The sequence below is a fragment of the Tardiphaga alba genome, from assembly GCF_018279705.1.
Taxonomy (GTDB): Bacteria; Pseudomonadota; Alphaproteobacteria; order Rhizobiales; family Xanthobacteraceae; genus Tardiphaga; species Tardiphaga alba.
The window spans coordinates 2,422,791-2,447,815 of record NZ_CP036498.1; the positions used below are offsets into that span (position 1 = coordinate 2,422,791).

Below are 25,025 nucleotides of genomic sequence, written 5' to 3' on the forward strand. Positions count from 1 at the left end.
GCGGGATCGTGGTGATGCAGAAGTCGGGCAAAGTGAAGTCGCAAGCGGGCACCGAAGCGCCAGGCGGCTATGAGCTCGATGCCCAGGTCGGCTTTCTGCTTCGCGTCGCCATGCAGCGGCACACCTCGATCTTCATGTCGCACATGGTCGATGAGCTGACCCAGACGCAATTCGCCGTCATGGCGAAGCTGCATGAAGTCGGTCCGAGTTCGCAGAACCATCTCGGCCGTCTGGTCTATCTCGATGCCGCCACCATCAAGGGGGTGGTCGATCGTCTCGGGCTGCGCGGCTTCGTCGCCACCGGCGCCGATCCCAATGATCGCCGCCGTCGCGCGGTGTCATTGACGGAGAAGGGGAGCCGCGTCGTGGAGGCCGCGATCCGGGTCGCCGCTGATGTCACCACCAAGACGTTGCGCCCGCTGACCGTGGATGAGCAGCGGACGCTGACGCGGCTGTTGAAGAAGATTACCTAAGCAATCCCGTTGATCAATTCTCTCACCCGCTGCGGCGACACCGGCAACCGTGTGATCGCGCCGGGTTGACCGAGTGCATCATCGATCGCTGCAGCAATTGCAGCTCCCACGGCATTGGCGCCGCCTTCGCCGGCGCCCTTCAGCCCCATCGGATTGAGCGGGCTCGGCGCATCCTCGGTGATGATGACGTCCACTTGCGGTACTTCGCGAGCCGTCGGCATCAGGTAATCCGCAAAGGTCACCGCCAGCGGCTCACCGCGGTCGTCATAGCTGAACTCCTCATACAGCGCGCCGCCAAGACCCTGCGCGACGCCGCCGACGATCTGGCCGTCGATCAGCATCGGGTTGATGGCCTTGCCGATGTCGTAGGCGACCAGATAGCGCTCCACCGTGACGCCACCGGTATCGCGCGCCAGCGACACCACGGCGACGTGGACGCCATAAGGATAGGTCATGTGCTTCGACTCGAACGAGGCTTCGGCGAACAGGCCGGGCTCCTTGTCGCCCACGAGATTGCTGCCGGGCTCCAGCGCCTTGGCGATCTCGGCGAGCGACATCGAGGGACCCGTGCTGCCGTCGAGGCGCACGATCTCGCCATTGATGATGTCTAGCTGATCTGCCGGCAGCTGCATCAGCTCCGACGCTGCAGCGAGCGCATTGTCACGCAGCTTCAACGCCGCCTGTCGCGTCGCTTCGCCGGTCATCACCGAAACGCGCGAAGCGAAAGCGCCGAGGCCGCGCGCGATGCGGTCGGTCTGACCATGGATGACGCTGATCGCATCATAACCCGCGCCGAGCTTCTCGGCACAGATTTGCGCGATGACTGTCTCGACACCCTGGCCGACGGAAGCCGCGCCGGTGACGACTTCGATCTTGCCGTCGATCCCCACCGTGATGCGCACATCGTCAAAGGGGCCGAGCCCGCTTTTCTCCACAAACATGCCGATGCCGGCGCCAACGAGCTCGCCGGCCTTGCGCCGCTCATCGATCTGGGCCAGCAGCGTTGACCACCCGATGCCGTCCAGCGCCTTGTCGAGCAGTTTTGCGTAGTCGCCGGAATCCAGCACGATATCGGTGCCCAGCGTCTCCAGCGCGCGTGTCACCGGCATCTCGCTGACCGGGATCAGGTTGCGACGACGCACCTCGACGCCATCGATCCCGACCTTCGCAGCGACCGCATCGAGCAGACGCTCGCGTACAAAAGTGCTTTCGTAGCGGCCGGGCGCGCGATAGGTGCCGCCGGGCGTCTTGTTGGTGAGGCGGATATGCCCGCGGGCGCGATAGGCGGGAATGCGATAAGGGCCGGGCAGCATCGCTGCGGCGAGGTCAGGCACGGTGGCGGCATGCGTGCGCATATAGCCGCCCTGATCGTGAAAGAACTCGTCGTCGATGGCGAGAATGTTGCCGTTGATGTCGATGGCGGCGCGGATGTGATGCGTCTGCTGCCGTGAGTGATTGGCCGCGATCAGATGCTCGCGGCGATCCTCGATCCATTTGACCGGACGGCCAAGGCGCAATGCGGCGAGGCAGACCAGCACGTCTTCGGGATACATCTCACCGCGAATGCCGAAGCCGCCGCCGACATGGCCTTCAAAGAGATTGGTATTGGCCGCCGTTCGACCGAACATCTTTGCAAGCTGATCGCGGTTCCAGTGCGGGACTTTCGCGGCGCCGTACATCTCCAGCATGTCTGTCTCGGCGATGTAGCGTCCGATGGCCCCGCGCGTTTCCATGGGAACGCCGGAATGCCGGCCGATGGACAGCGTGAGTTCGACGGTCGCATGCGCGCCGGCGAAGGCGGCGTCCACATCGCCATAGTTCTTCTCGATCAGCGCCGTCTCCGTCGGCAGCCCATCGCGGAATTCCCCAACCTCGCCATCGGCATGCAAGATGACCGGCAATTCCTCGATCTCGACATCGACATGCTCGGCGGCGTCCTCGGCGAGGTAAGGATCTTCGGCAAACACCACGGCGACGGGATCGCCGACATAGCGCACCTTGTCTTTCGCCAAAATGGTCTGGCGATAGGCGGCGAGCTGTTCGAGGCGCGTGAGGCGGAAGTCGATGGGCGGGATATCCGCCACGTCCTTAAAACTCCATGCCGCCACGACACCGGGGATTGCAAGGGCAGGGGCGAGATCGACCGAGACGATGCGGCCATGGGCATAGGTCGAGCGGACCACGCGCATATAGATCTGATCTGGAAAATTGATGTCAGCGGCGAACCTGCCTTGCCCGCGCAGCAGCGGCCCGTCTTCCTTGCGAAGAACGGATTTGCCAACCAGCACGGGTTTGGCAGGCGCGCTCACGACTGACGCATCTCGATGGCTGCGGCGCGCACGGCCTTGATGATGTTCTGATAGCCGGTGCAGCGGCACAGGTTCGATGACAGCACATCGACGAGGTCGTGGTCGGAAATATCCAGCTCGCGCTCCAGCACGCCGACCGCGAGCATCAGGAAGCCGGGCGTGCAGAAGCCGCATTGCAGGCCGTGGTTCTCCATGAAGGCGCGCTGCATCACATGCATCTCGTCGCCCCGGGCTAGGCCTTCCACGGTGCGGATCTGCTTGCCGTCCGCCTGCTGTGCGAACATCAGGCAGGAGCGGACCGGCTCGCCATTCACCAGCACGGTGCAGGCGCCGCAGACGCCATGCTCGCAGCCGATATGGGTGCCGGTCTGGCCGCATTCCTCGCGGATCGCATCCGCTAGCGTGCGGCGCGCTTCGACGCGGATCGCATGCGCCTTGCCGTTGATGGTGAGGGTGATGTCGCTCTTGTCGGTCATGGCAGTTTCCCGCTGTTGCGGAGGGCGGCGCGGATGCGTTGTGGTGTCGCCGGCATTTCGTCGATGGAGACGTCGAAGGGCTTCAGCGCGTCATTGATGGCGGAGATCACCGCCGCCGGCGCGCCGATGGCGCCGCCTTCGCCGAGGCCTTTGGCTTTGGTGATCGTATTGCCGGTCAGCGTCTCGATATGATGCAGCTCGATCTCCGGAATCTCACGCGCGGTCGGCGGCAGGAAGTCTGCCAGCGTGGAGGTCATGATGTTTCCGGTCTCGTCATAGATGATCTCTTCGAGCAGTGCATTGCCGATGCCTTGGGCGACGCCGCCATGCACCTGACCATCGGCGATCATCGGATTGATGATCAGCCCGGCATCTTCGGCGACGAGGAATTTTTCGAGTGTGACATTGCCGGTCTCGATATCCACGTCGACCACGGCAACATGGCAGGCATTGGAAAAAGTGCCGGAGGGGTCGTAGGTCGCGTTCTCCGACAGGCCCGGCTCGATCTCGCCTTTAAAGATATGCGTCTGATGATAGGCCGCGCGCGCCATCGAGGCGATGGTGACGGAACGATCCGTTCCGATCACATGCGCTGCGCCCGCTTCGAGCTTGATATCCTCCGGCGATGCCTCCAGCAGATGGCTCGCCATCTTCAGCAGTTTTGCGCGGATCTTCTGTGCGGCCATCAGGCTGGCGCCACCGGACAGCACGAGGGAGCGGCTGGCAAATGTCCCCCAGCCATAGGGCGAGCGATCGGTGTCGCCATGCACGACCTTGATGAACTGGGGATCGACGCCGATTTCGTCCGCGATGATCTGTGCGAGCGACGTGCGCAGGCCCTGACCGTGTGGCGACGAGCCGATACGCGCCTCGACGAAGCCCGAGGGATCGACGGTGAGGATCACGGTCTCGAAGCCGGGCGTGATCTCCATGCCGCGTGCGGCAAAGGCCGGGCTGCCATAGCCGGTGCGCTCGGAGAAAGTCGCAAAACCGATGCCGAGATAGCGGCCTTGCAGACGCGCGGCTTCCTGCCGCTTGCGAAAGGCACCGAGGCCGATGGCTTTGATCGCCATCTCCATGGTCTCGCGATAGGTGCCGTCGTCGAAGACAAGGCCGGTCGCTGACGTATAGGGAAATGTGTCGATCAGGTTGCGGCGGCGCAGTTCGGTCGGCTCGATGCCGAAGGCGCCGGCGGCCTTGTCCATCAGCCGTTCCAGCACGAAGGTGATCACCGGCCGCGACACGCCGCGATAGGGCGCCATCGGGCACGTATTGGTCATCACGCCGCGCGAGCGGCAGTCGTAGGCGCGGACATCGTAGGGGCCGGGGAGTTCGGCCAGCGCCATCAATGGTTCGACACCGCAGGTGGTGGGGAAGCAGGAATAGGCGCCGATATTGGCGACGATATCGCCGCGCAGGGCCAGCAGCTTTCCGTTGCCGTCGAAGGCGCCTTCGAGTTCGACATATTGATCGCGGCTATGAAAGCTCGCGATCAGGTTTTCGCGGCGATCTTCCGTCCAGGCCACCGAACTGCGCAGATGCCGGGCCAGCCATACCAGCAGCACATATTCAGGGGCCAGCGACATTTTTTGCCCGAAGCCGCCGCCGACATCGGGCGCGATCACGCGCAACTCGGATTCCGGAATGCCGAGGATGTCGCACACGGCGGTCCGCGTTAGATGCGGCATTTGCGTTGTGCAGGTCAGCGTCACACGCTCTGTGAGGGGATCATAGACCGCATGTCCGGCACGCGCTTCCATCGGCGTCGCGTTCTGCCGGCGCGAGCGCGCCTCGACTCTCACGATGCGGTCGGCAGACACCCACGCATCCTCGAATTTCGGCGTGGCGATATGGCCTTCGACGATGACATTGTGCTGCGTGCCGGCATGGACACGCGGCGCATCGTCGGCGAGCGCGACGCGCGCATCGGTGAGCGGCATCGTTTCGGTGATCGCGACATTCACCTCGTCGGCGAAGTCCTCAGCTTGATCCTTGCTCGGCGCGTAGACGGCGGCGATGCATTCGCCCGTAAAACGCACGACACTATCGGCCAGGATCGGCTGCCCGATCGGCACATAGTTGAACTTGCTGAGCATCGGCTTGATCGGCTTCAGGCCCTTCAGGTCCGACGCCGTCACCATGCCGATGCCGTCCGGCGCGTCGATGCTGTCGATGGTCCCCGCCGCCACATGGCTGCGGACGAAGCGCACCCAATGGGCGGCCGGCAGATCAGCGGTGAAGCGTCCGCGGCCCGAGACGAGCGCAGGGTCTTCCAGTCGTCGGATCGAGCGCCCGACCCATGTCGTGCCCGATCCCTTCGTATGTTCCGTCTTTGCGTGCACGGTCATTGCTGCGCATGTTCGAGCGCACGCCGCGTCACGGCGCGGACGAGATCGCGGCGATAGTCGGCAGTGGTCTGGATATCCTCCATGGGATCGACGGCGAGCGCGGCCGCTTCGCCGGCTGCAACGAAAAGCCGGGGCGAGGGCGCCTGTCCGTTCAATGTATCTTCGGCTTCGGCAATACGCCGTGCATGATCTTCGGCGCCGCCGATGCCGACGTGGGCGTCGATGATCTTGCCATCGACCAGACGATAGGTGACCAGTGCTGCCGACATCGCGAAATCACCCGCGCGGCGGCTGAATTCGTAGAAGCCGAACTTCGTATCAGCAGGCAGCAGCGGCAGTCGTGCCTCGGCGAGAAACTCGTCTTCCTGCAGCGCCGTCGTCATGATGCCTTCGAGGAATTCGTCGATCGGCACGATGCGTTCGCCACGTACGCTTTTCACCAACAGCTCTGCGCCGAGCGTTGCCGAGACGAGGCACCATTCCGACGAGGGATCGGCGTGCGCAAGGCTGCCGCAAAAGGTGCCGCGCATCCGGATCGGATAATGCGCGATATGGCGCGACACATAAGCGAGCAGGGTGCCGAGCGGTCCGTCGATCACCGGTTTGTGGAATGCGCCATGGCGCACGCATGCGCCGATCGAGAGATATTCGCCATCCACAGCGAGGCGATCGAGCCCTTCGACCTCATTGATATCGATCAGATGCGCCGGCCGCGCCATGCGGAATGCCATGATCGGCACGAGGCTTTGTCCGCCCGCGAGAATGCGTCCGTCCTGCGGCGCATATTCGGCCAGGGCATTCACGACTTCGTCCACCGTGCGGGGGACGTGGCGTGTAAACGACGCCGGTTTCATCCGATCAACCCCCATAAGGAGCGTTCAAAATCGCTTGTATGCTAACAATCGCCGCCGCCCTGTCAATCACGGCGCGTGCTGCAAATCCATGCGTTTGTCGCCCGTCATTTGATCATTGCGACGCCGTTGATTTGCTGCAGTGCATCCGACAATGGCTTGCGCAAGAGCGGCACACTCGTCATCGATATCCACTATGGTTGCATTCGGAATGCAGCGTACGACAACCATGTCCTGGGGGAGGATGTCATGAGTGACGTCGGCAATTCCGATCAGCAATTGGCGCAGGCACCGCGTCTCGAATGCGACATCGTCATGGCCGGTGGCGTGACGAGCGGGATCATTTATCCAGGCGCCGCAGCGATGATCGCGCGACGCTATACGTTTCGTTCGATTGGCGGCACATCGGTGGGCGCCATTGCAGCAGCCGTGACGGCAGCCGCCGAATACGGACGCCTGACAGGCGCCAATCCCACATCATTTGACGAACTCGCGCGCGTTCCGAAGAGCCTGGGCGAACAGGCATCCGATGGTCATTCGCGGCTGTTTCATTTGTTCACGCCGGAAGCGCCGACGCGTCCGCTGCTCGCATTGGTGATGCCGTTGTTCGGGCAGGGTAGCTTTCTGAAGCGGCTGGGCCGCGTGGTTTTTGAAAGCGTCACGACCAACCCGCTGATCGGCATTCCGTTTGCCGTGATGCTGTTGGCTGGCGCTGCCGCCAGTGTGTCGCTGTTCATCCACGGCCATTGCCTCCTCGGTCTTGTCGCCATCGTGATGACGCTGGCATCGCTGGTCGTCACATGGGGCGCGGCGGTTGGTCTTCTGCTCGCCTTTCGCTGGTTGCCCGCATGGCGGAAGAACGGCTTTGGCATCTGCACGGGGCTGGCAACGCCGGCCGCGCAACCGGGGCAAACCGGGCAGCAGGCCTATGCCGGGTTGACCGAATGGATCCATGCCAATGTCCAGCGAGCTGCGGGACGCGGCATTGCCGATCGGCCGGTGACCTTCGGTGATTTGTGGTCGGCGCCACTGGCACCCGGCGCAACCGTGACAGAGGCCGACCCCGCCAAGCCGCGCACCATCGAGCTCTCGATGATCGCCAGCGATATTAGCCGCAATCGCACGGTGCAGCTGCCCTTCATCGAAACGCCGTCACCGCTCTATGTCGAGGTCGAGACGCTGAAACGTTACTTCCCGGAATCCGTCTGCGCATGGATGGTCGCCCAAGAGGGCCCGCGCGACAGCCGGATCGATACGGATCGTATCGTGGTCCGGCTGCCGCCGCCGCAGGATCTGCCGGTCGTGTTCGGCGCGCGTCTGTCGCTCAGCTTCCCGGTCCTGTTGTCTGCCATTCCGTTGATGACGCTCGATTTCGCCAAGGCGCGAAAAGGTCGTTCGAAAATCCCGCTGCGCCACGTCTGGTTTTCGGATGGCGGCCTGACGTCGAATTTTCCGATCCACTTCTTCGACAGTCCAATCCCCACCCGTCCGACCTTCTGCTTCAACCTTGTCGACTACGACGCCGCCGTTGAAAATGTGGACGTGCCCGATGACGAGGCTGATGCCGACGAGGGGACAAGCAACAGCGATATCGATGCGAGCAAGGCCATCGCCGAGCCGCGCGCGGATAAACGTCGTGCAGCGGATGCGACCTCGACGACCGATCAGGAGCCGCCGACCGGTCACGCGGTCTGGGACTATGTATCGATGCCCAAGGGCAACAAGGTCGTGCCGGCGCTTTTCACCGCATTCGACCGGGCGCCGGGTGCCGGTATCGGTTCGTTCTTTTCAGCGCTGCTGAATACGGCGCGTTTTTGGAGCGACAACCAGCTTCTGATGGCGCCGGGTGTCCGCGATCGCGTGGTCAATATTGCCCTGCGTGAAAACGAGGGTGGGCTCAATCTCGATATGCCCGCATCCGTGATTTCCGATCTGGATTTCCGCGGGCGCGCGGCAGGACTGCTCATCTCGGCACGCTTCGATCCGGAACGGGAGACAGATCCCGAAACTGGCTCGCCGAACGAAGAGATGTTCACCAATCACCGATGGGTGCGCTATCGTAATTTCATGGCGTCCTTCGAAGACCTGTCGCGACGGTTTGCCCGTTCCCGACGTTCGTCGGACGACGCAGCGCAGGCGCGCGGCAAGCCGTCGATCACGCGCATCATCGATGGCGATGATGGCGGGAAGATCGGGTATCCGGCGCCACGCGAAGCCAGGCCTTATTATGTGAGCGTGACAAAGGATCTGGAGACGCTTGCCCTCTCGATGGCGGAGCAGACCCGCCGGAATGCGAATGCGACTTTCGATCTGCCGAGACACGGCTCGGAGAGGACCAAAGGCGGTTCGGCGCCATGGCCGACCATGCGAAGTCGTTTGCGTCCGAGCATCGACAATGATCCGCGGTCGGGAGCTGCCGATCTGCCGGATCCGCTCTAGGTCATCCGTCCTGCAGCCAAGGACACGTCAGGCCGAGGGTGGATCGCGGTCGATGGCGAAATCGTCGAGCAGCGGTGACCGCTGTCCGGCGATGAGGTCGCCGAGCAATTGCGCTGCCATATAGCTGAACGTAATCCCGTTGCCGCCATATCCATAAGCGGCGAACAGGTTGGGATGACCGGGCACGGGGCCGATCAGCGGAAGCCCGTCGCGCGTAGTGTCGAACGTGCCGGCCCAGCGATGGGTGATCGTCAAATCCGCGCGGGGCCACAGCGCCGCCAGTCGTTGCTGGAGACGGGCCGCTTTGGCGGGGATCTCGGCATCACGCGCATCCGGCTCGATCACCGTGTTGCTGTCCTCGCCGCCGATAATGATACGGCCCGCGCGCGTGGTGCGCGCATAGAGATAATCCTTGCTGTCTTCCCAGATCAGCACACCGTCGCGCCACAGCCGGTCGGGTTGCGGAGCGGTCGCGATGGCCCAGCTTGACGACGGTGATTGCACGGTCGTCTCCACGATGTCGGGCATCACATAGCCGGTCGCCAGGATCACATGACGCGCCTCGATCATCCGCCCTTCGGACGTGGAGACACCGACGCTCTGCGAAGCACTATCGTAGCAGACAGTTTCCGCTTCGAAGAACCGTGCGCCGCGGCCACGCGCGACATTCAGCAGTCCGATTGCCATCTGCATCGGATCGCAATCAGCGGAGTTGGGCGAGACGATAGCCCCGGCACGCGTGATCGCGTAGGCGCCGAGTAGCGCGCGATGATCGAGGAACGTGCCGGGCAGCCCCGCGCGTGTCCGCAGGATATTCTCGGTGATGAGCCCGCTCGCATCCTCGCCGGCGGCAAGATAGAGCGATGACTTTGCCCTGAAGTCGCAGGGCAATGCGAGATCGCGCACAAGAGCCTGCAATCCGCTGACGGCTTCGAAGCTGGCGCGATAGGCGCGCACAGCGCGTTCGAAACCGTAGAACCCGGTCAGCTCACTCAGCGAACGATCGATTTCCCACAGCAACATCGACGTACTCGCCGCCGTGCTGCCATGACCCGGCAATTCGCGGTCCACCAGCACCACGTCAAGCCCTTGTCGCGTCAGGCGCTCGGCCATCAATGCGCCGGTAATCCCGCATCCGACGATCAGCGCGTCGCAACGGATGTCTTCGGCGAGCGGGTGGCGCTGGGGCGGGGGAGATTGGCGAACCAAGGCGAGCGGCCGCCGTGAAGGTCGTCCTGGTCGGTCGTGTCGGGATCAAGATCGGGAATCGGAACACCTAAGGTGGGACATTGCGATAAGGCCCCTGACAATGTCGGAGCGCGGGTTCCGTTCCGCTGGCCCGCTCGCCCCGCGGAATCCGGCGAGTCTGCCGGGGCGAATGCGACTGGATATCCGTCCCGATCCTCCGGTGCGGCCTGAAAAGCTATTGCATTCAAATGGTTGTGCCCCCACTTGGCATGGTCGGGGTGACCGGATTAAAGAGACGCCATATCGAAACAGCGTCTGGCGTCCCGACCTCGCCGGAGCCTTCCGGGGCTCCCGTTGCTTCGTCGTTTCAACTGCTCCCCGAAGGACGCCGTGCCCGTGAAGACCGCCATTCCCGCCCCGCAGCTCTCTCTCCCGAAAGACAAGATCAAGATCCTGCTGCTCGAAGGCGTCAACGACAGCGCCGTCGAGCTGATCGACGCGGCCGGCTACACCAATGTGACGCGCCTGACCAAGGCGTTGGGCGGCAGTGAGCTGAAGGAAGCGCTCAAGGGCGTTCATCTGCTCGGCATCCGGTCGCGGACCCAGATCACGCAGGACGTGCTGGACGCCGCCGACCGACTGATCGCCATCGGCTGCTTCAGCGTCGGCACCAATCAAGTCGATCTCGATGCCGCGCGTCGCAGTGGCATTCCCGTCTTCAACGCGCCTTTCTCCAACACCCGGAGCGTCGCCGAACTGGTGATCGGCGAGATCGTGATGCTGCTGCGCCGGATCATCGACCGCTCCGTCTCCGCGCATCGCGGCGGCTGGGACAAGTCTGCCGTCGATAGCCACGAGGTGCGCGGCAAGACGCTCGGCATTGTCGGCTACGGCAATATCGGCTCGCAGCTCTCCAACCTCGCCGAAGCGCTCGGCATGAAAGTGATCTTCTACGATCACACCGACCGCCTGCGTCACGGCAATACCGAGCCGGTGGCCACGTTGCAGGATCTGATGGCGCAAAGCGATGTGGTCAGCATGCATGTGCCGGAGACCGCGGCGACACAGGGCATGATCGGCGCAACCGAGATCGGGTGGATGAAGAAGGGCGCCTATTTCATCAACAACAGCCGCGGCACGGTGGTCGATCTCGCGGCGCTGGCCGAAGCGCTGCGCACGGGCAAACTGCGCGGTGCGGCGGTGGACGTGTTTCCGGTGGAGCCGAGCTCCAACCAGGAGAAATTCGTCTCGCCACTGCAGGGCCTCACCAATGTGATCCTCACCCCGCATGTGGGCGGCTCGACGGAGGAGGCACAGGAGCGCATCGGCGCCGAAGTCGCGCGAAAGCTGATCGACTACAGCGACAGTGGCGCAACCGTCGGCGCGGTGAATTTCCCGCAGGTGCAACTGCCGGCGCGTCCGTTGGGCACGCGATTCATCCAGGTCCAGCGCAACGTGCCGGGCATGCTCGGTCGCCTCAACGAGGTACTGGCACGACACTCGGTCAACATCGCCGCGCAATATTACGAGACCAACAACGATGTCGGCTATGTCGTGCTCGACGCCGATGCATCGGCCGCCGACAGCCAGCGCGTACTCGAGGATATCCGCGCACTCGACGGCACGATCCGCGCGCGCCTGCTGTATGAATATAAAGATTAAGCCGCACGCGCGCTGCCGCGGGCAGGGACCAAGCATTTGACCTATCCGAGCTACAGATTTTCTGTCGCGCCTATGATGGACTGGACTGACCGGCACTGTCGCGTCTTCCATCGCCTGCTGACGCGGCGTGCGCTGCTCTATACGGAGATGGTCACGACGCCGGCGATCATTCACGGTGATCGCAAGCGCCTTCTCGGTTTCGATGCGAGCGAGCATCCGGTGGCGCTGCAGCTCGGCGGTTCGGATCCGGAGAAGCTTGCCGAAGCCGCAAGGATCGGCGCCGATTTTGGTTATGACGAGATCAACATCAATGTCGGCTGTCCGTCGGACCGTGTGAAGGAAGGCCGCTTCGGCGCCTGCCTGATGGCGGAGCCCGATCTTGTCGCGCGCTGTGTGGCTGCAATGAAGGCTGCAGTCGATGTGCCGGTGACGGTGAAGTGCCGTATCGGCGTTGACGATCAGGATCCGGAAGTCGCGCTCGATGCGCTGGCGCAGGCGGTGGTGGCCGCGGGTGCGGATGGTCTTGTCGTCCATGCCCGCAAGGCGTGGCTCAATGGCCTGTCGCCGAAAGAGAACCGCACCATTCCGCCGCTGAACTATGACCGCGTCTATCGGCTGAAGGCGGCGATGCCGGACGTCCCGATTGCCATCAATGGCGGCATTCCTGATGTCGCATCAGCGAAAGCGCATCTGGCGCATGTCGATGGCGCGATGCTTGGTCGTGCGGCCTATCAGGAGCCATGGCGTCTGCTCGCGGTCGATCCCGAAATCTTCGGCGAACCCGCGCCGCATGCGACGATGAAGGACGCGATGGAGGCGATGATGCCCTACATCGCGGATCAGCTCGCGCAGGGGACGCGCCTGCATTCGATCACCCGACATTTCGTCGGCGCTTTCCATGCCGTCCGTGGGGCGCGCGCGTTCCGGCGGCATCTGGCCGAAAACGGCGTGAAGCATGGTGCCGGTATCGACGTGCTGCGTGAGGCGATCTCGCTCGTCGATGACGAGCCGGATGTGTCGGAAGCGGCGTAAGTTTCAGGGATAGCCGCGCAGCATCAGCTTGTCGGGGCGCACTTCCCAGCTTTCCAGCCGATCGAGGAAGCTCATGCCGAGCAGGTTGGTCTTCATCTGGCCGCGCTGCACGATGAGAGCGGGCACCGATCGCTCGACGAGCTTGCCGACGGCGAGGCGATCCAGCGTCAGCCGTGCCGCCTTGGTGCGGCCGGAGACGGTTTCCACATCGATATTGTAGTTCAGCAGCTCGATGGGCAGGCCGATGCTTTTCGCGGTCTCGTAGGACAGGACTACCGATGTCGCGCCGGTGTCGATGATCATCGGCGCGGTGACGCCGTTGATCTTGGCCTGCAGCGCGAATTCACCGCCATTGCCGCGTGGGACATCCACGAGACGCAGCGGCGGCGGAACTTGTTTGCGCAGGATGTCGGAGACGATCGTTCCGGCTTTGCTGATCTGCTTGGGATCGCCATAGGCGAGGGCTGCGCCGGCGGTGGCGACGATCACGGTGACCAGCAGGAAGACGCGCGTCATGCGGCTCTCCCGGTGATCAGGTCATTCAGGGCGTCACGGGCTTCCGCTTGGCCGCGTAGGTCGAGGGCGGGGCGAAGCCGGCGTCGATCATGCGGGTTTCCAGCGTCGCCATGATGCTCAGGCGTTCCGCGCTCTCCATGCGGCCCCAGCGCGCGATCTCCTGCAGCGTCCGCCCGCATCCGAGGCAGAGCTTGGCTTTGGGATCGATCACACAGATGGCGAGGCACGGCGTTTCTTTGTTCATGGAGCGATATAGAGGCGGTTCGCCGCCGATGTGCAAGCCGCGAAGCGTCTTGTTCGCGCATGATCTGGTCCGAAAACCGCTGAACACCTTTCGGGATCATGCGCTACAACCCGGTTCCCGCATTCATGATCGGCTTGTTGCGCGGACGGCGCTTTTCGTCGGTGATCTCGTAGTCCGGCTGCAGCGGCGGCGAGTCCTCCGTCACCGGTGCCAGTGCGGACATCACGCGCTCCGGCGGGAAGGTGATGATCACCTCGGTGCCGATGCGCAGCTTCGATTTCAGGGTGAAGGTGCCGCCATGCATGTCGATCAGGCTCTTGGCGATCGGCAGGCCGAGACCAGCGCCTTGCTCGGCCGATTTGATGGAATTGGAGCCTTGACCGAACGAGGCCAGCACGATCGGGATCTCGTCTTCCGCGATCCCCGAGCCCGTGTCCTTGCACGACAGATACTGACCGCCGGACGCTGTCCAGCCGACCTTGAGCCAGATCTCGCCGCCCTGCGGCGTGAACTTGATGGCGTTGGACAACAGGTTGAGCACGATCTGACGGCAGGCGCGCTCGTCGCCCCAGATGCGCGGCATGCCGTGCTCGAACACTTCGTGAATGGTGATGCCGCGGCTGGTGGCGCGCAGCTTCAGGAGATGGTGGCAGTCGGCCACGACATGCTCCAGCGAGACTGCTTCTTCGTTGAGCTCGTAACGGCCGGCCTCGATGCGCGAGAGGTCGAGGATTTCATTGATGAGGTTGAGGAGGTGGACACCGGAATTGTGGATGTCCGCCGAATAGTCCTTGTAGACAGCGACGGCATGGGCGCCGAAGATTTCGCTCTTCATCACTTCCGAGAAGCCGAGAATGGCATTCAGCGGCGTGCGCAGTTCGTGGCTCATCTGGGCGAGGAAGCGCGACTTGGCGACATTCGCTGCTTCGGCGCGATGGCGCGCCTCATCCGAGATCGCCTTGGCCTGTTCGAGTTCGCCGATCAGCGCATCCTTCTCGGCGCGCGCTTCCAATGCCGCCAGCGTCGTCGAATGCAGGCGCTGCGCCAGCAGGATGAAGTAGCCCTCCGCAGCAACGGCGAGTGCTGCGAGGACATAGTTGTCGAAGGTGCCGCGCAACACGAAGCTCAGCGCAACGCCGAAGGTCACGGGCGCGGTGGCGGCGATGGCTGCGATCGGCAGGCTTGATGCGAGCATGCTCGAGACCGCCACCACCAGCAGCATCAGGAACATCATCAGCGAATTGGAGACGACGTCCGCACCGGTCGGATGCACCAGGATGGTGGTCCATGCCAGTCCGTACAGCAGATCGAGCGCCATGAAGCGCGTGCGCCATTTGCGCGTCGCATTCGGAGCGGGCGGTTCGGCCAGATAGCGATTGCAGGCACGCAGGATCACGGCGTGGATGCACAGCATGCCGCAGGCCCAGGCGGCAGCGGGCAGCGGCTGCAGCCAGGCGCCGAACACGAGTCCGGTGCCGACCACCAGCAGCGTCACCACCAGCGAGGCGGAGAGGCGGGTCTGGGCGTATTGGCGAAGCAATTCGCGGTCGAAGGCGGGGCGGGTGCCGGAGGTCGAGGTCAGGCGGTCGCGGGCCTCGCGCACGCGCTGCTGAGCCGCCCGCCGGTTACGTGCCGGTGCAGCGACGGGCTCTTCAGCCGGAAGCTGGACGACCTCGGGCCTGGCGGCGGGCTCACTCATCACGCTTACACAAATCCTGCACGCAACTGCGGGCGGTTTTCACAGATCGTTATCTGTGCCGCACAATCCTTAAAGGGCGCCTTAAAGAACGCGGCAATCCGGTTAATTTACAGTGAAAACGAAAGCGGCCGGGGAAGCGCGATACGCTTCGCCCGGCCGCGGATTTAGTCGCGTTTTGAAGAGCTTACTTCTCCAGACGCGCGAGCAGCGCAGACGTATCCCAGCGCTTGCCGCCGATCTTTTCCACTTCCGAGTAGAAGTTATCGACCAGTGCGGTGACGGGCAGGCTGGCGCCGTTGCGGCGGGCTTCGGCGAGGCAGATCGACAGGTCCTTGCGCATCCATTCGACGGCAAAGCCGAAGTCGAACTTGCCGTCATTCATGGTCTTGTGGCGGTTCTCCATCTGCCATGACTGGGCGGCGCCCTTGGAGATCACCTCGACCACCGAATTGACGTCCAGCCCCGCCTTCTTCGCAAAATGGATGCCTTCCGACAGCGCCTCGACGAGGCCGGCGATGCAGATCTGGTTGACCATCTTGGTCAGCTGGCCAGAGCCGGCGGGGCCGAGCAGCTTCTGCATCTTGGCATAGGCGGCGATGATCGGATCGACCTTGGCATAGACCGAGGCCTCGCCGCCGCACATCACGGTGAGGGCGCCGTTCTCGGCGCCGGCCTGGCCACCGGAGACGGGGGCATCGATGAAGTGGAAGCCGGCCTTGGTGGCGGCGGCGTCGAGCTCACGGGCAACTTCAGCCGAGGCGGTGGTGTGATCGACAAAAATCTTGCCCTTGCCCATGCCGGAGAAGGCGCCGTCCGGGCCGGTGGTCACCGAGCGCAGGTCGTCGTCATTGCCCACGCAGGCCATGACGAAATCCTGGCCTTCGGCAGCAGCCTTGGGGGTCGGGGCAGACTTGCCGCCGAATTTCTCCACCCATGCTTTCGATTTGGCCGCGTTGCGGTTGTAGACGGTGACCTCGTGGCCGCCTTTGGTGGCGAGATGACCGGCCATGGGGAAGCCCATGACGCCGAGACCGATGAAAGCAACTTTGGCCATATCCGAACCCTTTGGATGTTGCCGGCTGTGCCGCCGGCTATCGACTGTGGGGAGTTGGTGCCCGCGCAGGCGGCGGGAACACGAAGAGGCCGCAGCATAGTCGTTGGGCGGGAAGCGGCAAAGCCCCGTGGTTGCGGGCATGCCACTTTGTGTGCGCCGCGAGAAGGGCGCGGCACGGGATTGCGCCGGCGCAAATCCCGCCGCAATCGTGACCGAAACGCCATGGACATGGCGCGCAGGTGCTCTATCTGTGCGGTTGGGATTTGCCCAACGGGAGACAGCATTTGAGCGTTTCGAAACAACAGGTTCTGGATGGCCTTGCCAAAGTGGCGTCGCCGCGTGGCGTGCCGCTGGTGCATGCCAATGTGTTGTCCGAAATCGCTGTCGCGGACGGCAAGGTGATGTTCTCCATCAATGTGGATGCCGCCGAGGCACGGGCCTGGGAAAGTGTGCGTGCGCAGGCCGAAGCCGCGGTGCGCGCCATTCCCGGTGTCACGGGCGCAATGGTGGCGCTGACGGCGGAACGGAAGCCCGGCTCGGCGCCAGCAACGCCGCATCGTCATGGTCCCGGCGGCCATTCCCATGGCGTACAGCCGGTTTCGGCGCATCGGCCGCATCAGCCGCCTGGCGCGCCATCCGCGATGAGCAAGCAGGCCGAAGTTCCCGGCGTGAAGGCTGTCATCGCGGTGGCCTCGGGCAAGGGTGGCGTCGGCAAGTCCACCACCTCGCTGAACGTGGCGCTGGGCTTGCGCGATCTCGGCCTCAAGGTCGGCTTGCTCGATGCCGACATCTACGGCCCCTCGGTGCCGCGCCTGACCGGCATCAACGAGAAGCCGGTGCTCGACGACGACAAGAAGATGATCCCGATCGAGCGCTTCGGCCTCTCGATCATGTCGATCGGCTTCCTGGTCGAGGAGGAAACCGCGATGATCTGGCGCGGGCCGATGGTGATGTCGGCGATCACCCAGATGCTGCGCGATGTCGCCTGGGGGCAGCTGGACGTCCTCGTCGTTGATATGCCGCCCGGCACCGGCGATGCCCAGCTGACGTTGGCGCAGAATGTGCCCCTGAAAGGCGCCGTGATCGTTTCGACCCCGCAGGACCTGGCGTTGATCGATGCGCGTCGGGGTCTTGCCATGTTCACCAAGGTCAATGTCCCCGTCCTGGGGATTGTCGAGAATATGAGCTACTTCCAGTGCCCGGAATGCGGCACCCGGTCGGATATTTTCGGCCATGGCGGTGCCCGCCATGAGGCCGAGCGGCTGGGGGTCCCGTTCCTCGGCGAGGTGCCGCTCCATATGTCCATTCGCGCGATGTCGGATGCAGGCACGCCCGTGGTGGTCAGCGAGCCGAATGGCCCCCATGCGGCCATTTACCGGAGGATCGGCGAACAGGTCCGGGACGGCCTGAAAGCCGTTTTGGCCTGATGGCGCTGCGCCCGCGAAGCGGGCGCGGAATGCCGCATAGAACTTTCGTCCAATCGGGCGAACTACGACACTCGTCTCATTTTCCGCCGCTTCATAACCGTGTTACATCACCCGCGACCAAGAGCATCTTCGGTTGAATCGCGCAGTGATCGCGCCGTCGAAAAGCTCGAAGGATTTTTGGGGAAACGCTTTCAAAAGGAGAGCTTGAATGAAGCGTCGTGAGTTTTTGAAGGTCTCGGCAGCCGGTGCTGCAGCGACCGCCGCCGTGGCCTCGCCGGCCATCGCGCAGTCGATGCCGGAAGTGAAGTGGCGCCTGGCGTCCTCATTCCCGAAGTCGCTCGACACCATCTATGGCGGCGCCGAGATGATGGCCAAGCAGGTCTCGGAAATGACCGACGGCAAATTCCAGATCCAGGTCTTCGCGGCCGGTGAACTGGTGCCGGGCCTGCAGGCGCTCGATGCCACCTCGAACGGCACTGTCGAAATGTGCCACACGGTGTCCTACTACTATGTGGGCAAGGACCCGACCTTCGCGATCTATGCGTCGGTCCCGTTCGGCCTCAACGCCCGCCAGCAGAATTCCTGGTGGTATCAGGGCGGCGGTGAGCAGCTCGGCAACGAGTTCTACAAGAAGTTCGGCGTCATCGGTCATCCCTGCGGCAACACCGGCACCCAAATGGGCGGTTGGTTCCGCAAGGAGATCAAGACCGTTGCCGACCTCAACGGCCTGAAGATGCGCATCGGCGGTATCGCTGGTCAGGTATTGCAGAAGGTCGGCGTGGTGCCGCAGCAGCTCGCTGGCGGTGACATCTATCCGTCGCTGGAAAAGGGCACCATCGACGCGGCCGAGTGGGTCGGTCCGTATGACGACCAGAAGCTCGGCTTCCAGAAGGTCGCGAAGTACTACTACTATCCCGGCTTCTGGGAAGGCGGCCCGACGGTCCACGCATTCACCAATCTCGACAAGTTCAATTCGCTGCCGAAGAACTATCAGGCGATTCTTGCGAATGCCTGTGCAAACGCCAATAGCTGGATGGCTGCGCGCTACGACATGCAGAACCCGCAGGCGCTGAAGCAGCTGGTGGCATCCGGCACGCAGCTGCGTCCGTTCACCAATGAAGTGCTCGATGCCTGCTTGAAGGCAACCAACGAGCTCTGGGCTGACATCTCGTCGAAGAACCCCGACTTCAAGAAGTCGATCGACGCGATGCAGGCCTATCGGTCGGACGAATATCTGTGGTGGCAGGTTGCAGAATATACCTACGACAGCTTCATGATCCGCTCGCGTACGCGCGGCTGATCCAGGTCAACAAACCGCATCGAGAAGCCCGGTTTCCGCGAGGAAGCCGGGCTTTTTCGTGCAAATTCACTTGGATTTCAGTTCGTGATTGCTCCATCATCGCACCACGCCTCCGACAGAGAGGCGCGGAAATTTGAGGGAGGACTTCATGAAGCGTCGTCAGTTTATTCGCATGGCCGGGCTCGGCGCCGCGGGCGCAGCCACCGTGGCATCACCCGCCATCGCGCAGTCGATGCCGGAAATCCGTTGGCGACTGACATCGAGCTTCCCGAAATCCCTCGATACGATCTACGGCGCCACTGATCTGTTCGCAAAAGCTGTCGCCGAAGCGACGGACAATAAATTCCAGATCCAGGTGTTCGCAGCGGGCGAAATCGTGCCCGCGCTGCAGGCACTGGATGCGGCATCGAACGGCACGGTCGAGATGGCGCAGACCGCCGGCTATTACTATGTCGGCAAGGATCCAACTTTTGCGATCGGCACATCGATGCCATTCGGCCTGAACAGCCGCATGCAGACGGCGTGGTTGCATTCGGGCGGCGGCGCCGAACTCTTCAACGACTTCCTGAAAAACTACAATCTGATCGCTTTCGCCGCCGGCAATACCGGCTGCCAGATGGGCGGTTGGTTCCGCAAGGAGATCAAGGAAGTCGCCGATCTCAACGGGCTGAAGATGCGCATCGGCGGCATCGCCGGCAATGTCCTTGCGAAGATCGGCGTCGTGCCGCAGCAGGTCGGCGCAGGCGATATCTACGCGTCGCTGGAAAAGGGCACGGTGGATGCCGCAGAGTTCGTCGGGCCTTATGACGACGAGAAGCTCGGCTTCCAGAAGGTCGCGAAATACTACTATTACCCCGGTTTCTGGGATGGCGGCCCGACCATCCATCACATGGTCAATATCGCGAAATGGGAGCAGCTGCCTCCGGCCTACAAGTCCTTGATCAAGACCGCATCGTCGATGGCAAATGAAGCGATGCAGGCGCGTTACGACGCGTTCAATCCGCCTGCGATCAAGCGGCTTGTTGCGGGTGGCACGCAACTGCGCGCATTCTCACCGGCGATCCTCGATGCGTCGCTCAAGGCGGCCAACGATCTGTATGCGGAAATCGCGGCGAAGAATCCGAATTTCAAGAAGCTCTACGACCACATGGTGGCGTTCCGCGCGGATCAGTATGCGTGGTGGCAGGTCGCGGAATTTTCCTACGACAACTACATGATCCGTTCGCGCCCGCGCGGGTGAGGGCGGCTAAAGCCAGTCCGGAAGCCGGCCTCTGCGAGGTGGCCGGCTTTTTGGTCGATCGAGATCTCAGTCTAGGGCGTGCTGTGGCCGCTCAGAGCCGTCCAGGGATTCAGCAGGCGGACGCCCATCGGCGAGAAATCAGCGACGTTGCGTGTCACCACCGTCATGTCGTGCACGAGCGCGGTCGCAGCGATCCAGGCGTCGCGATCCGGCCTGGGATCGGGGCAATGCAGCTGCGCGCATTGAAACGCAACGTCTGAATCGATTGGCAGCGTCCGAACCGAGAATTGTGGTCGCACGTCTGTTTCCATCCATATGCGTAAGCGATTGCCTTGCAGGATGTCTCGACGTGCGATCCTGAGAATGCCGGTTTCGATTTCCATCAGCGTGATCGGCGAGACATAGCAATCAGCGGGATCGACCGTTGCGAACCATGCGGCAACGCCTGGTGCGACGCGGCCATCGCTGATCTTGCGCAGTTCCGAGACGACATTCGTGTCGAGAAGGAACATGGGCTGTGCCGGCAAGCATTAGTCGAATTCAGGAATTCGTGGCGGCGTCTTCGGGCGTTCAAGCTCGCTGTCCAGATCGATATCCGACAAGTTCGGGGCCGCTAATGCCTCAGGGAGAGTCAGGTCGCCGCTTTTCAAACGACGATAGGCGTCGATGCTGAGCAAGACGTGTCGGGGCTCACCCTGATCCGTAATGAAGACAGGCCCATCCGACGCCGCCTCTGTGGCACGATCGGGGGCTCGTGCAAACTCATTCCGTGTCAGCGTCGTCATCTGCAGCAAGCCTCATTCATTCTGACCAGCCAGACCGGGCAAACACTACCCCAATCCGGCCGCCCGATCAAATATTGCCAGCTACTACTTCGGCTGCCCGAAGTCCGGCATCGCCGGCATCTCAATCTGCGGGATTTCGATCTTCACGTTGGACGTGTCGATCACCGTGTTGTCGATCCAGTAGGTCACGAGGCCCGGCCACATGATCACGATGATCACCAGCAGGATCTGCATGCCCACCCACGGGATGGCGCCCAGATAGATGTCGCGGCTCTTCACTTCCGGCGGCGCGATGCCGCGCAGATAGAACAGCGCGAAGCCGAACGGCGGATGCATGAACGAGGTCTGCATGTTCACGCAGAGCAACACGCCGAACCAGACCAGATCGATGCCGAGCTTGGCAGCGACCGGCGCCAGCAGCGGGATGATGATGAAGGCGATCTCGAAGAAGTCGAGGAAGAACGCCAGGAAGAACACGAAGATGTTCACGAAGACGAGGAAGCCCACTGCGCCGCCGGGCAGGCCCGTGAGCAGGTGCTCGATCCAGTGCGAACCATCCATGCCCTGAAAGACGAGGCTGAAGCAGGTCGAGCCGATCAGGATGAACACCACCATCGAGGTGAGGCGCATGGTCGAGGTCATGGCCTGTTCGACCAGCGGCCAGGTGAGGCGGCGATGGATGGCGGCCAGCACGATCGCACCGACGGCGCCCATGGCGCCGGCTTCGGTCGGTGTGGCGAGGCCGAGACCGATAGTGCCGAGCACCAGGAAGATCAGCACCAGCGACGGGATCATGCCCCACAGCACGCGGCTGATCAGCTTCCAGCCCATCGGCTCGCGTGCATGCTCCGGAATCGGCGGCATCGAGGTCGGGCGCAGGATCGACATGATCACGATGAACAGCAGGAAGATCACGACCTGCAGGATCGAAGGGCCGATGGCGCCGAGATACATATCGCCCACCGAGCGGCCGAGCTGGTCGGCCAGCACGATCAGCACCAGCGACGGCGGGATCAGCTGGGTGATGGTGCCGGATGCGGCGATCACGCCAGTGGCGAGCTTCATGTCGTAGCCGTAGCGCATCATGATCGGCAGCGAGATCACGCCCATGGCGATCACCGATGCGGCGACGGTGCCGGTGATGGCGCCGAGCACGGCGCCGACCAGGATGACTGCGTAAGCAAGGCCGCCGGGGATTTTTCCGAACAGTTGGCCGGTGCCTTCGAGCAGGTCTTCAGCAAGGCCGCAGCGCTCGAGGATGGCGCCCATGAAGGTGAAGAACGGGATCGACAGCAACAGGTCGTTCGAGATCGTGCCGTAGAAACGAAACGGCAGCGCCTGCAGGAATGACGGATCGAAATGTCCGGAGAAAATGCCCAGAATTCCGAAGAACAGGCCGACAGCGGCGAGCGAGAAGGCGACCGGGAAGCCGAACACCATGAAGCAGATCATGGTGCCAAACATCAGCGGAGGAAACACGCCGTAGGAGAACATCGGTGGTCCTGACTATCGATTATCTGGTCGCAACGCGAAGGGCTGAAAAAGCAAACGCCGCTATTGCAGCGGCGCTTCGTAATGGGTGTCGATCTTGACGAGGCCGGCGAGGGCGGCGATGCGCTTGATCAGTTCGGCGACGCCCTGCAGCACCAGCAGCGCGAAGCCGACCGGCAGTACAAGCTTCACCGGCCACAAGATCAGGCCGCCGGCATTGCTGGAATATTCCTGCGAATTCCATGAATTCAGGAAGAACGGCGTCGTCATGTAAGTGAGATAAATCATCGCCGGCAGCAGGAAGACGCACAGGCCGATAATATCGATCCACAGCCGCGCCCGATCGGAGACGGCGGAGTAGAGCAGATCGACGCGCACATGCTCGTTAAGACGCAGCGTCTGCGAAGCGCCGAAGAACACGATGCCCGCGAACATGTACCACTGGATCTCGAGCCAGCCATTCGACGAGTAATGAAAGAGATAGCGGATCGTGGCATTGCCGGCGCTGATAAGGCAGGCAAACAGCACGAGCCACTTGGCGACGAAGCCGAAGGCGTCGCTGAGCCGATCAATGGCATTCGTGAATTTGAGTACGTCCACGGTTTCCCCCGAAACTCGCCCGAAAGGCCGCGGATCACGTCTTTCTCACTGAGAAAGCGGAGCTTTTTCCGCTGGGCGACCAAAATTTTCGGCACCATTTCAGCGCGTCATGCAATCGTCAATCAGAAATTGAGGATTGCGCGCAGGCCATTGGTCGGGGGTCTCGAAGAGGGTACGGCGGTGCGCCGATCAACCGCCGGTTACGCTCATATGCCGGCTGACGCTCGGGCGATTGTTGCGACGATCGATGATGAAATCATGGCCCTTCGGCTTGGTGCCGATGGCCCGATCGATGGTCGCATTCAGGAGGTCGTTGTCGGTCGATGCGCGCAGCGGCTTGCGCAGGTCGGACGCATCCTCGTGACCGAGGCAGGTATGGATCGTGCCGGTGCAGGTGATGCGGACGCGGTTGCAGCTTTCGCAGAAATTATGGGTCATCGGCGTGATGAACCCAAGCTTGCCACCGGTTTCGGCCACGCGGACATAACGGGCAGGGCCGCCGGTATCATCCGAAAGGTCGGTCAGCGTGTAATTGTTGGCGAGGCGCGAGCGCAGCAGGGATAGCGGCACATATTGGTCGATCCGGCCCTCGCCGATATCGCCCATGGGCATCACCTCGATCAGCGTCAGTGCCATGTCGCGGCCATGGGCCCATTCCATGAGCGCCGGAATCTCATCTTCGTTGAGGTTCTTCAGCGCGACGGCGTTGATCTTGACGGCGATGCCGGCAGCCTGTGCAGCATCGATGCCGGCCATCACCTTGGAGATGTCGCCCCAGCGCGTGATGGTCTTGAACTTGGTGGCGTCGAGCGTGTCCAGCGAGACGTTGATCCGCTTCACGCCGCAATCGGCGAGTTCATCGGCATATTTGGAAAGCAGCGAGCCATTGGTCGTAAGCGTCAGTTCCTTCAGCGCCCCCGTCTTCAGGTGCCGCGACAGGGAGCGCACGAGACCCATCACATTCCGGCGGACCAAAGGCTCGCCGCCGGTGAGTCGTAGTTTCGTCACGCCCCTAGCGATGAAGGCGGAGCAGAGGCGGTCGAGTTCTTCCAGCGTCAGCAGATCGGCTTTCGGCAGGAACGTCATGTCTTCCGACATGCAATAAAAGCAGCGCAGATCGCAGCGATCGGTGACCGAGACGCGCAGATAGCTGATCCGCCGGCCGAAGGGATCGGTCATGGCAGAGGAAGTCTGTGCAGGAATGAGATCGGTGACCGACATTCAAACGCCTTGCTGCATGCAACAAGCGACGCGCCCGCCGCTCGTCATAATCTAATCATGCAGTTGGCCCGGCACAATTGCGTCAGCGCAATTGTGCCGGCGGTTTGAGGTCCGATTTTATCGGGGATTTGGAAACGGCGAGCCGGCGGCGGCGGCCGGAGCTTCCGCGGGCGCTGCTGCCGGGGCGGCAGCACGTTTGGCGGCCTTGCGCGCCTTTCGCGCCGGCACTGCCGGCTGCAATTCGACGGCAACCGGGCTCGGATCGACGACAGTGCGCGCAGGCGAAGCGAATTCGGCCGGGAAGCGCGTGACGGTCACAGGCACCGTGGCAGGCTGGAACTTGGGCAGCGTGAAGGTCACGCTGAAATCGCCCTCGGTCACGATGGGCAGTGAGCAGGGGGTCGTACAGGCGGGGCCGACCGACGTCTTCGCCTCAGCGCCCGGAGGCGTCGATTCGAACTGGACGGTAATCGGTTCGGGTGCCGACTTGAAGGCATCCATGGAGAACGAGGAGCAGCCAGCGAGGCTTAGGCCCGCCGCCGTCAACACCAATACTCGACGCATCGTAAAATCCGTTATCTTTGCAGCTTGCCGCAGTCCCCATCGCAACCATAGGAGCGTGGGTCCGATGACGCAACCAGCCGGCGCGCGATAGTTAACTGATGGTTAA

The 25,025-nt window shown here is 62.7% G+C and carries 22 protein-coding genes; 7 read left to right on the forward strand and 15 right to left on the reverse strand.

Annotated features, from left to right (window positions below; translation table 11 throughout):
• The first annotated feature begins 14 nt into the window (after nucleotides 1–14).
• On the forward strand, nucleotides 15–473 hold the full coding sequence (locus RPMA_RS11310) for a MarR family winged helix-turn-helix transcriptional regulator (protein WP_211912892.1): 459 nt from the start codon (nucleotides 15–17) through the stop codon (nucleotides 471–473).
• Here RPMA_RS11310 and RPMA_RS11315 read toward each other — a convergent pair.
• Genes RPMA_RS11315 through RPMA_RS11330 form a run of 4 tightly spaced genes read right to left on the reverse strand, consistent with a single transcriptional unit; the run spans nucleotide 470 to nucleotide 6,460 of the window.
• Nucleotides 470–2,782 carry a xanthine dehydrogenase family protein molybdopterin-binding subunit gene (locus RPMA_RS11315; protein ID WP_249225635.1) on the reverse strand — a complete coding sequence of 771 codons (2,313 nt, stop codon included), beginning with the start codon at nucleotides 2,780–2,782 and terminating at the stop codon, nucleotides 470–472. The two genes, RPMA_RS11310 and RPMA_RS11315, sit on opposite strands and share 4 nt — an antisense overlap.
• Nucleotides 2,779–3,258 carry a (2Fe-2S)-binding protein gene (locus tag RPMA_RS11320; RefSeq protein ID WP_211912893.1) on the reverse strand — a complete coding sequence of 160 codons (480 nt, stop codon included), beginning with the start codon at nucleotides 3,256–3,258 and terminating at the stop codon, nucleotides 2,779–2,781. Before RPMA_RS11320 ends, RPMA_RS11315 begins: the two co-directional genes overlap by 4 nt.
• Nucleotides 3,255–5,606 carry a xanthine dehydrogenase family protein molybdopterin-binding subunit gene (locus RPMA_RS11325; RefSeq protein WP_211912894.1) on the reverse strand — a complete coding sequence of 784 codons (2,352 nt, stop codon included), beginning with the start codon at nucleotides 5,604–5,606 and terminating at the stop codon, nucleotides 3,255–3,257. The genes RPMA_RS11320 and RPMA_RS11325 overlap by 4 nt, the downstream gene beginning before the upstream one ends.
• Nucleotides 5,603–6,460 carry an FAD binding domain-containing protein gene (locus RPMA_RS11330; protein WP_211912895.1) on the reverse strand — a complete coding sequence of 286 codons (858 nt, stop codon included), beginning with the start codon at nucleotides 6,458–6,460 and terminating at the stop codon, nucleotides 5,603–5,605. Before RPMA_RS11330 ends, RPMA_RS11325 begins: the two co-directional genes overlap by 4 nt.
• 246 nt (nucleotides 6,461–6,706) lie before the next feature.
• Here RPMA_RS11330 and RPMA_RS11335 point away from each other — a divergent pair, with 246 nt between their 5' ends.
• Nucleotides 6,707–8,896 carry a patatin-like phospholipase domain-containing protein gene (locus tag RPMA_RS11335; protein WP_211912896.1) on the forward strand — a complete coding sequence of 730 codons (2,190 nt, stop codon included), beginning with the start codon at nucleotides 6,707–6,709 and terminating at the stop codon, nucleotides 8,894–8,896.
• Between the two features lie 27 nt (nucleotides 8,897–8,923).
• Here RPMA_RS11335 and RPMA_RS11340 read toward each other — a convergent pair whose 3' ends face one another.
• Nucleotides 8,924–10,009, reverse strand: coding sequence for an NAD(P)/FAD-dependent oxidoreductase (locus RPMA_RS11340; protein ID WP_211912897.1), 1,086 nt, complete (start codon nucleotides 10,007–10,009; stop codon nucleotides 8,924–8,926).
• Between the two features lie 483 nt (nucleotides 10,010–10,492).
• Between RPMA_RS11340 and serA the strand changes: the two genes are divergently transcribed.
• Nucleotides 10,493–11,746 carry a phosphoglycerate dehydrogenase gene (gene serA, locus RPMA_RS11345; protein ID WP_211913617.1) on the forward strand — a complete coding sequence of 418 codons (1,254 nt, stop codon included), beginning with the start codon at nucleotides 10,493–10,495 and terminating at the stop codon, nucleotides 11,744–11,746.
• Between the two features lie 36 nt (nucleotides 11,747–11,782).
• A complete protein-coding gene (gene dusA, locus RPMA_RS11350) occupies nucleotides 11,783–12,778 on the forward strand; it encodes a tRNA dihydrouridine(20/20a) synthase DusA (protein WP_211912898.1) in 996 nt (331 codons plus the stop codon).
• 3 nt (nucleotides 12,779–12,781) lie between these two features.
• Here the strand turns inward: dusA and RPMA_RS11355 are convergent, their stop codons facing one another.
• The 4 genes from RPMA_RS11355 to RPMA_RS11370 all read right to left on the reverse strand — a co-directional run bounded on the left by RPMA_RS11355 (nucleotide 12,782) and on the right by RPMA_RS11370 (nucleotide 16,291).
• A complete protein-coding gene (locus RPMA_RS11355; RefSeq protein WP_211912899.1) occupies nucleotides 12,782–13,294 on the reverse strand; it encodes a TIGR02281 family clan AA aspartic protease in 513 nt (170 codons plus the stop codon).
• Nucleotides 13,295–13,319: 25 nt separating this feature from the next.
• Nucleotides 13,320–13,538, reverse strand: a complete 219-nt coding sequence (locus RPMA_RS11360; protein ID WP_211912900.1) for a DUF1289 domain-containing protein — start codon at nucleotides 13,536–13,538, stop codon at nucleotides 13,320–13,322.
• Between the two features lie 103 nt (nucleotides 13,539–13,641).
• Nucleotides 13,642–15,237, reverse strand: coding sequence for a sensor histidine kinase (locus RPMA_RS11365; protein WP_211912901.1), 1,596 nt, complete (start codon nucleotides 15,235–15,237; stop codon nucleotides 13,642–13,644).
• A gap of 184 nt (nucleotides 15,238–15,421) precedes the next feature.
• Nucleotides 15,422–16,291 (reverse strand): NAD(P)-dependent oxidoreductase, encoded by an 870-nt coding sequence (locus tag RPMA_RS11370; protein WP_211912902.1) that lies wholly within the window; start codon nucleotides 16,289–16,291, stop codon nucleotides 15,422–15,424.
• 284 nt (nucleotides 16,292–16,575) lie between these two features.
• Between RPMA_RS11370 and apbC the strand changes: the two genes are divergently transcribed.
• The 3 genes from apbC (at nucleotide 16,576) to RPMA_RS11385 (ending at nucleotide 20,258) form a co-directional block, all read left to right on the forward strand.
• On the forward strand, nucleotides 16,576–17,718 hold the full coding sequence (gene apbC, locus RPMA_RS11375; RefSeq protein WP_211912903.1) for an iron-sulfur cluster carrier protein ApbC: 1,143 nt from the start codon (nucleotides 16,576–16,578) through the stop codon (nucleotides 17,716–17,718).
• 208 nt (nucleotides 17,719–17,926) lie between these two features.
• Nucleotides 17,927–19,018: a TRAP transporter substrate-binding protein gene (locus RPMA_RS11380; RefSeq protein WP_211912904.1), complete on the forward strand. Its 1,092-nt coding sequence runs from the start codon at nucleotides 17,927–17,929 to the stop codon at nucleotides 19,016–19,018.
• 148 nt (nucleotides 19,019–19,166) lie between these two features.
• Entirely contained in the window at nucleotides 19,167–20,258 is a 1,092-nt protein-coding gene (locus RPMA_RS11385) for a TRAP transporter substrate-binding protein (RefSeq protein ID WP_211912905.1), read from the forward strand.
• A 71-nt stretch (nucleotides 20,259–20,329) separates the two neighbouring features.
• Here the strand turns inward: RPMA_RS11385 and RPMA_RS11390 are convergent, their stop codons facing one another.
• The 6 genes from RPMA_RS11390 to RPMA_RS11415 form a co-directional block, all read right to left on the reverse strand.
• Nucleotides 20,330–20,770 carry a type II toxin-antitoxin system VapC family toxin gene (locus RPMA_RS11390; protein WP_211912906.1) on the reverse strand — a complete coding sequence of 147 codons (441 nt, stop codon included), beginning with the start codon at nucleotides 20,768–20,770 and terminating at the stop codon, nucleotides 20,330–20,332.
• An 18-nt stretch (nucleotides 20,771–20,788) separates the two neighbouring features.
• Nucleotides 20,789–21,043 carry a type II toxin-antitoxin system Phd/YefM family antitoxin gene (locus RPMA_RS11395; protein ID WP_211912907.1) on the reverse strand — a complete coding sequence of 85 codons (255 nt, stop codon included), beginning with the start codon at nucleotides 21,041–21,043 and terminating at the stop codon, nucleotides 20,789–20,791.
• An 84-nt stretch (nucleotides 21,044–21,127) separates the two neighbouring features.
• Nucleotides 21,128–22,537 carry a TRAP transporter large permease gene (locus tag RPMA_RS11400; RefSeq protein WP_211912908.1) on the reverse strand — a complete coding sequence of 470 codons (1,410 nt, stop codon included), beginning with the start codon at nucleotides 22,535–22,537 and terminating at the stop codon, nucleotides 21,128–21,130.
• A 60-nt stretch (nucleotides 22,538–22,597) separates the two neighbouring features.
• Nucleotides 22,598–23,107, reverse strand: a complete 510-nt coding sequence (locus RPMA_RS11405; RefSeq protein ID WP_408056547.1) for a TRAP transporter small permease subunit — start codon at nucleotides 23,105–23,107, stop codon at nucleotides 22,598–22,600.
• 216 nt (nucleotides 23,108–23,323) lie between these two features.
• Complete coding sequence (moaA, locus tag RPMA_RS11410) at nucleotides 23,324–24,355, reverse strand: GTP 3',8-cyclase MoaA (RefSeq protein ID WP_211912910.1); 1,032 nt, start codon at nucleotides 24,353–24,355, stop codon at nucleotides 23,324–23,326.
• A gap of 117 nt (nucleotides 24,356–24,472) precedes the next feature.
• Nucleotides 24,473–24,919, reverse strand: coding sequence for a hypothetical protein (locus RPMA_RS11415; protein ID WP_211912911.1), 447 nt, complete (start codon nucleotides 24,917–24,919; stop codon nucleotides 24,473–24,475).
• Nucleotides 24,920–25,025: the final 106 nt, after the last annotated feature.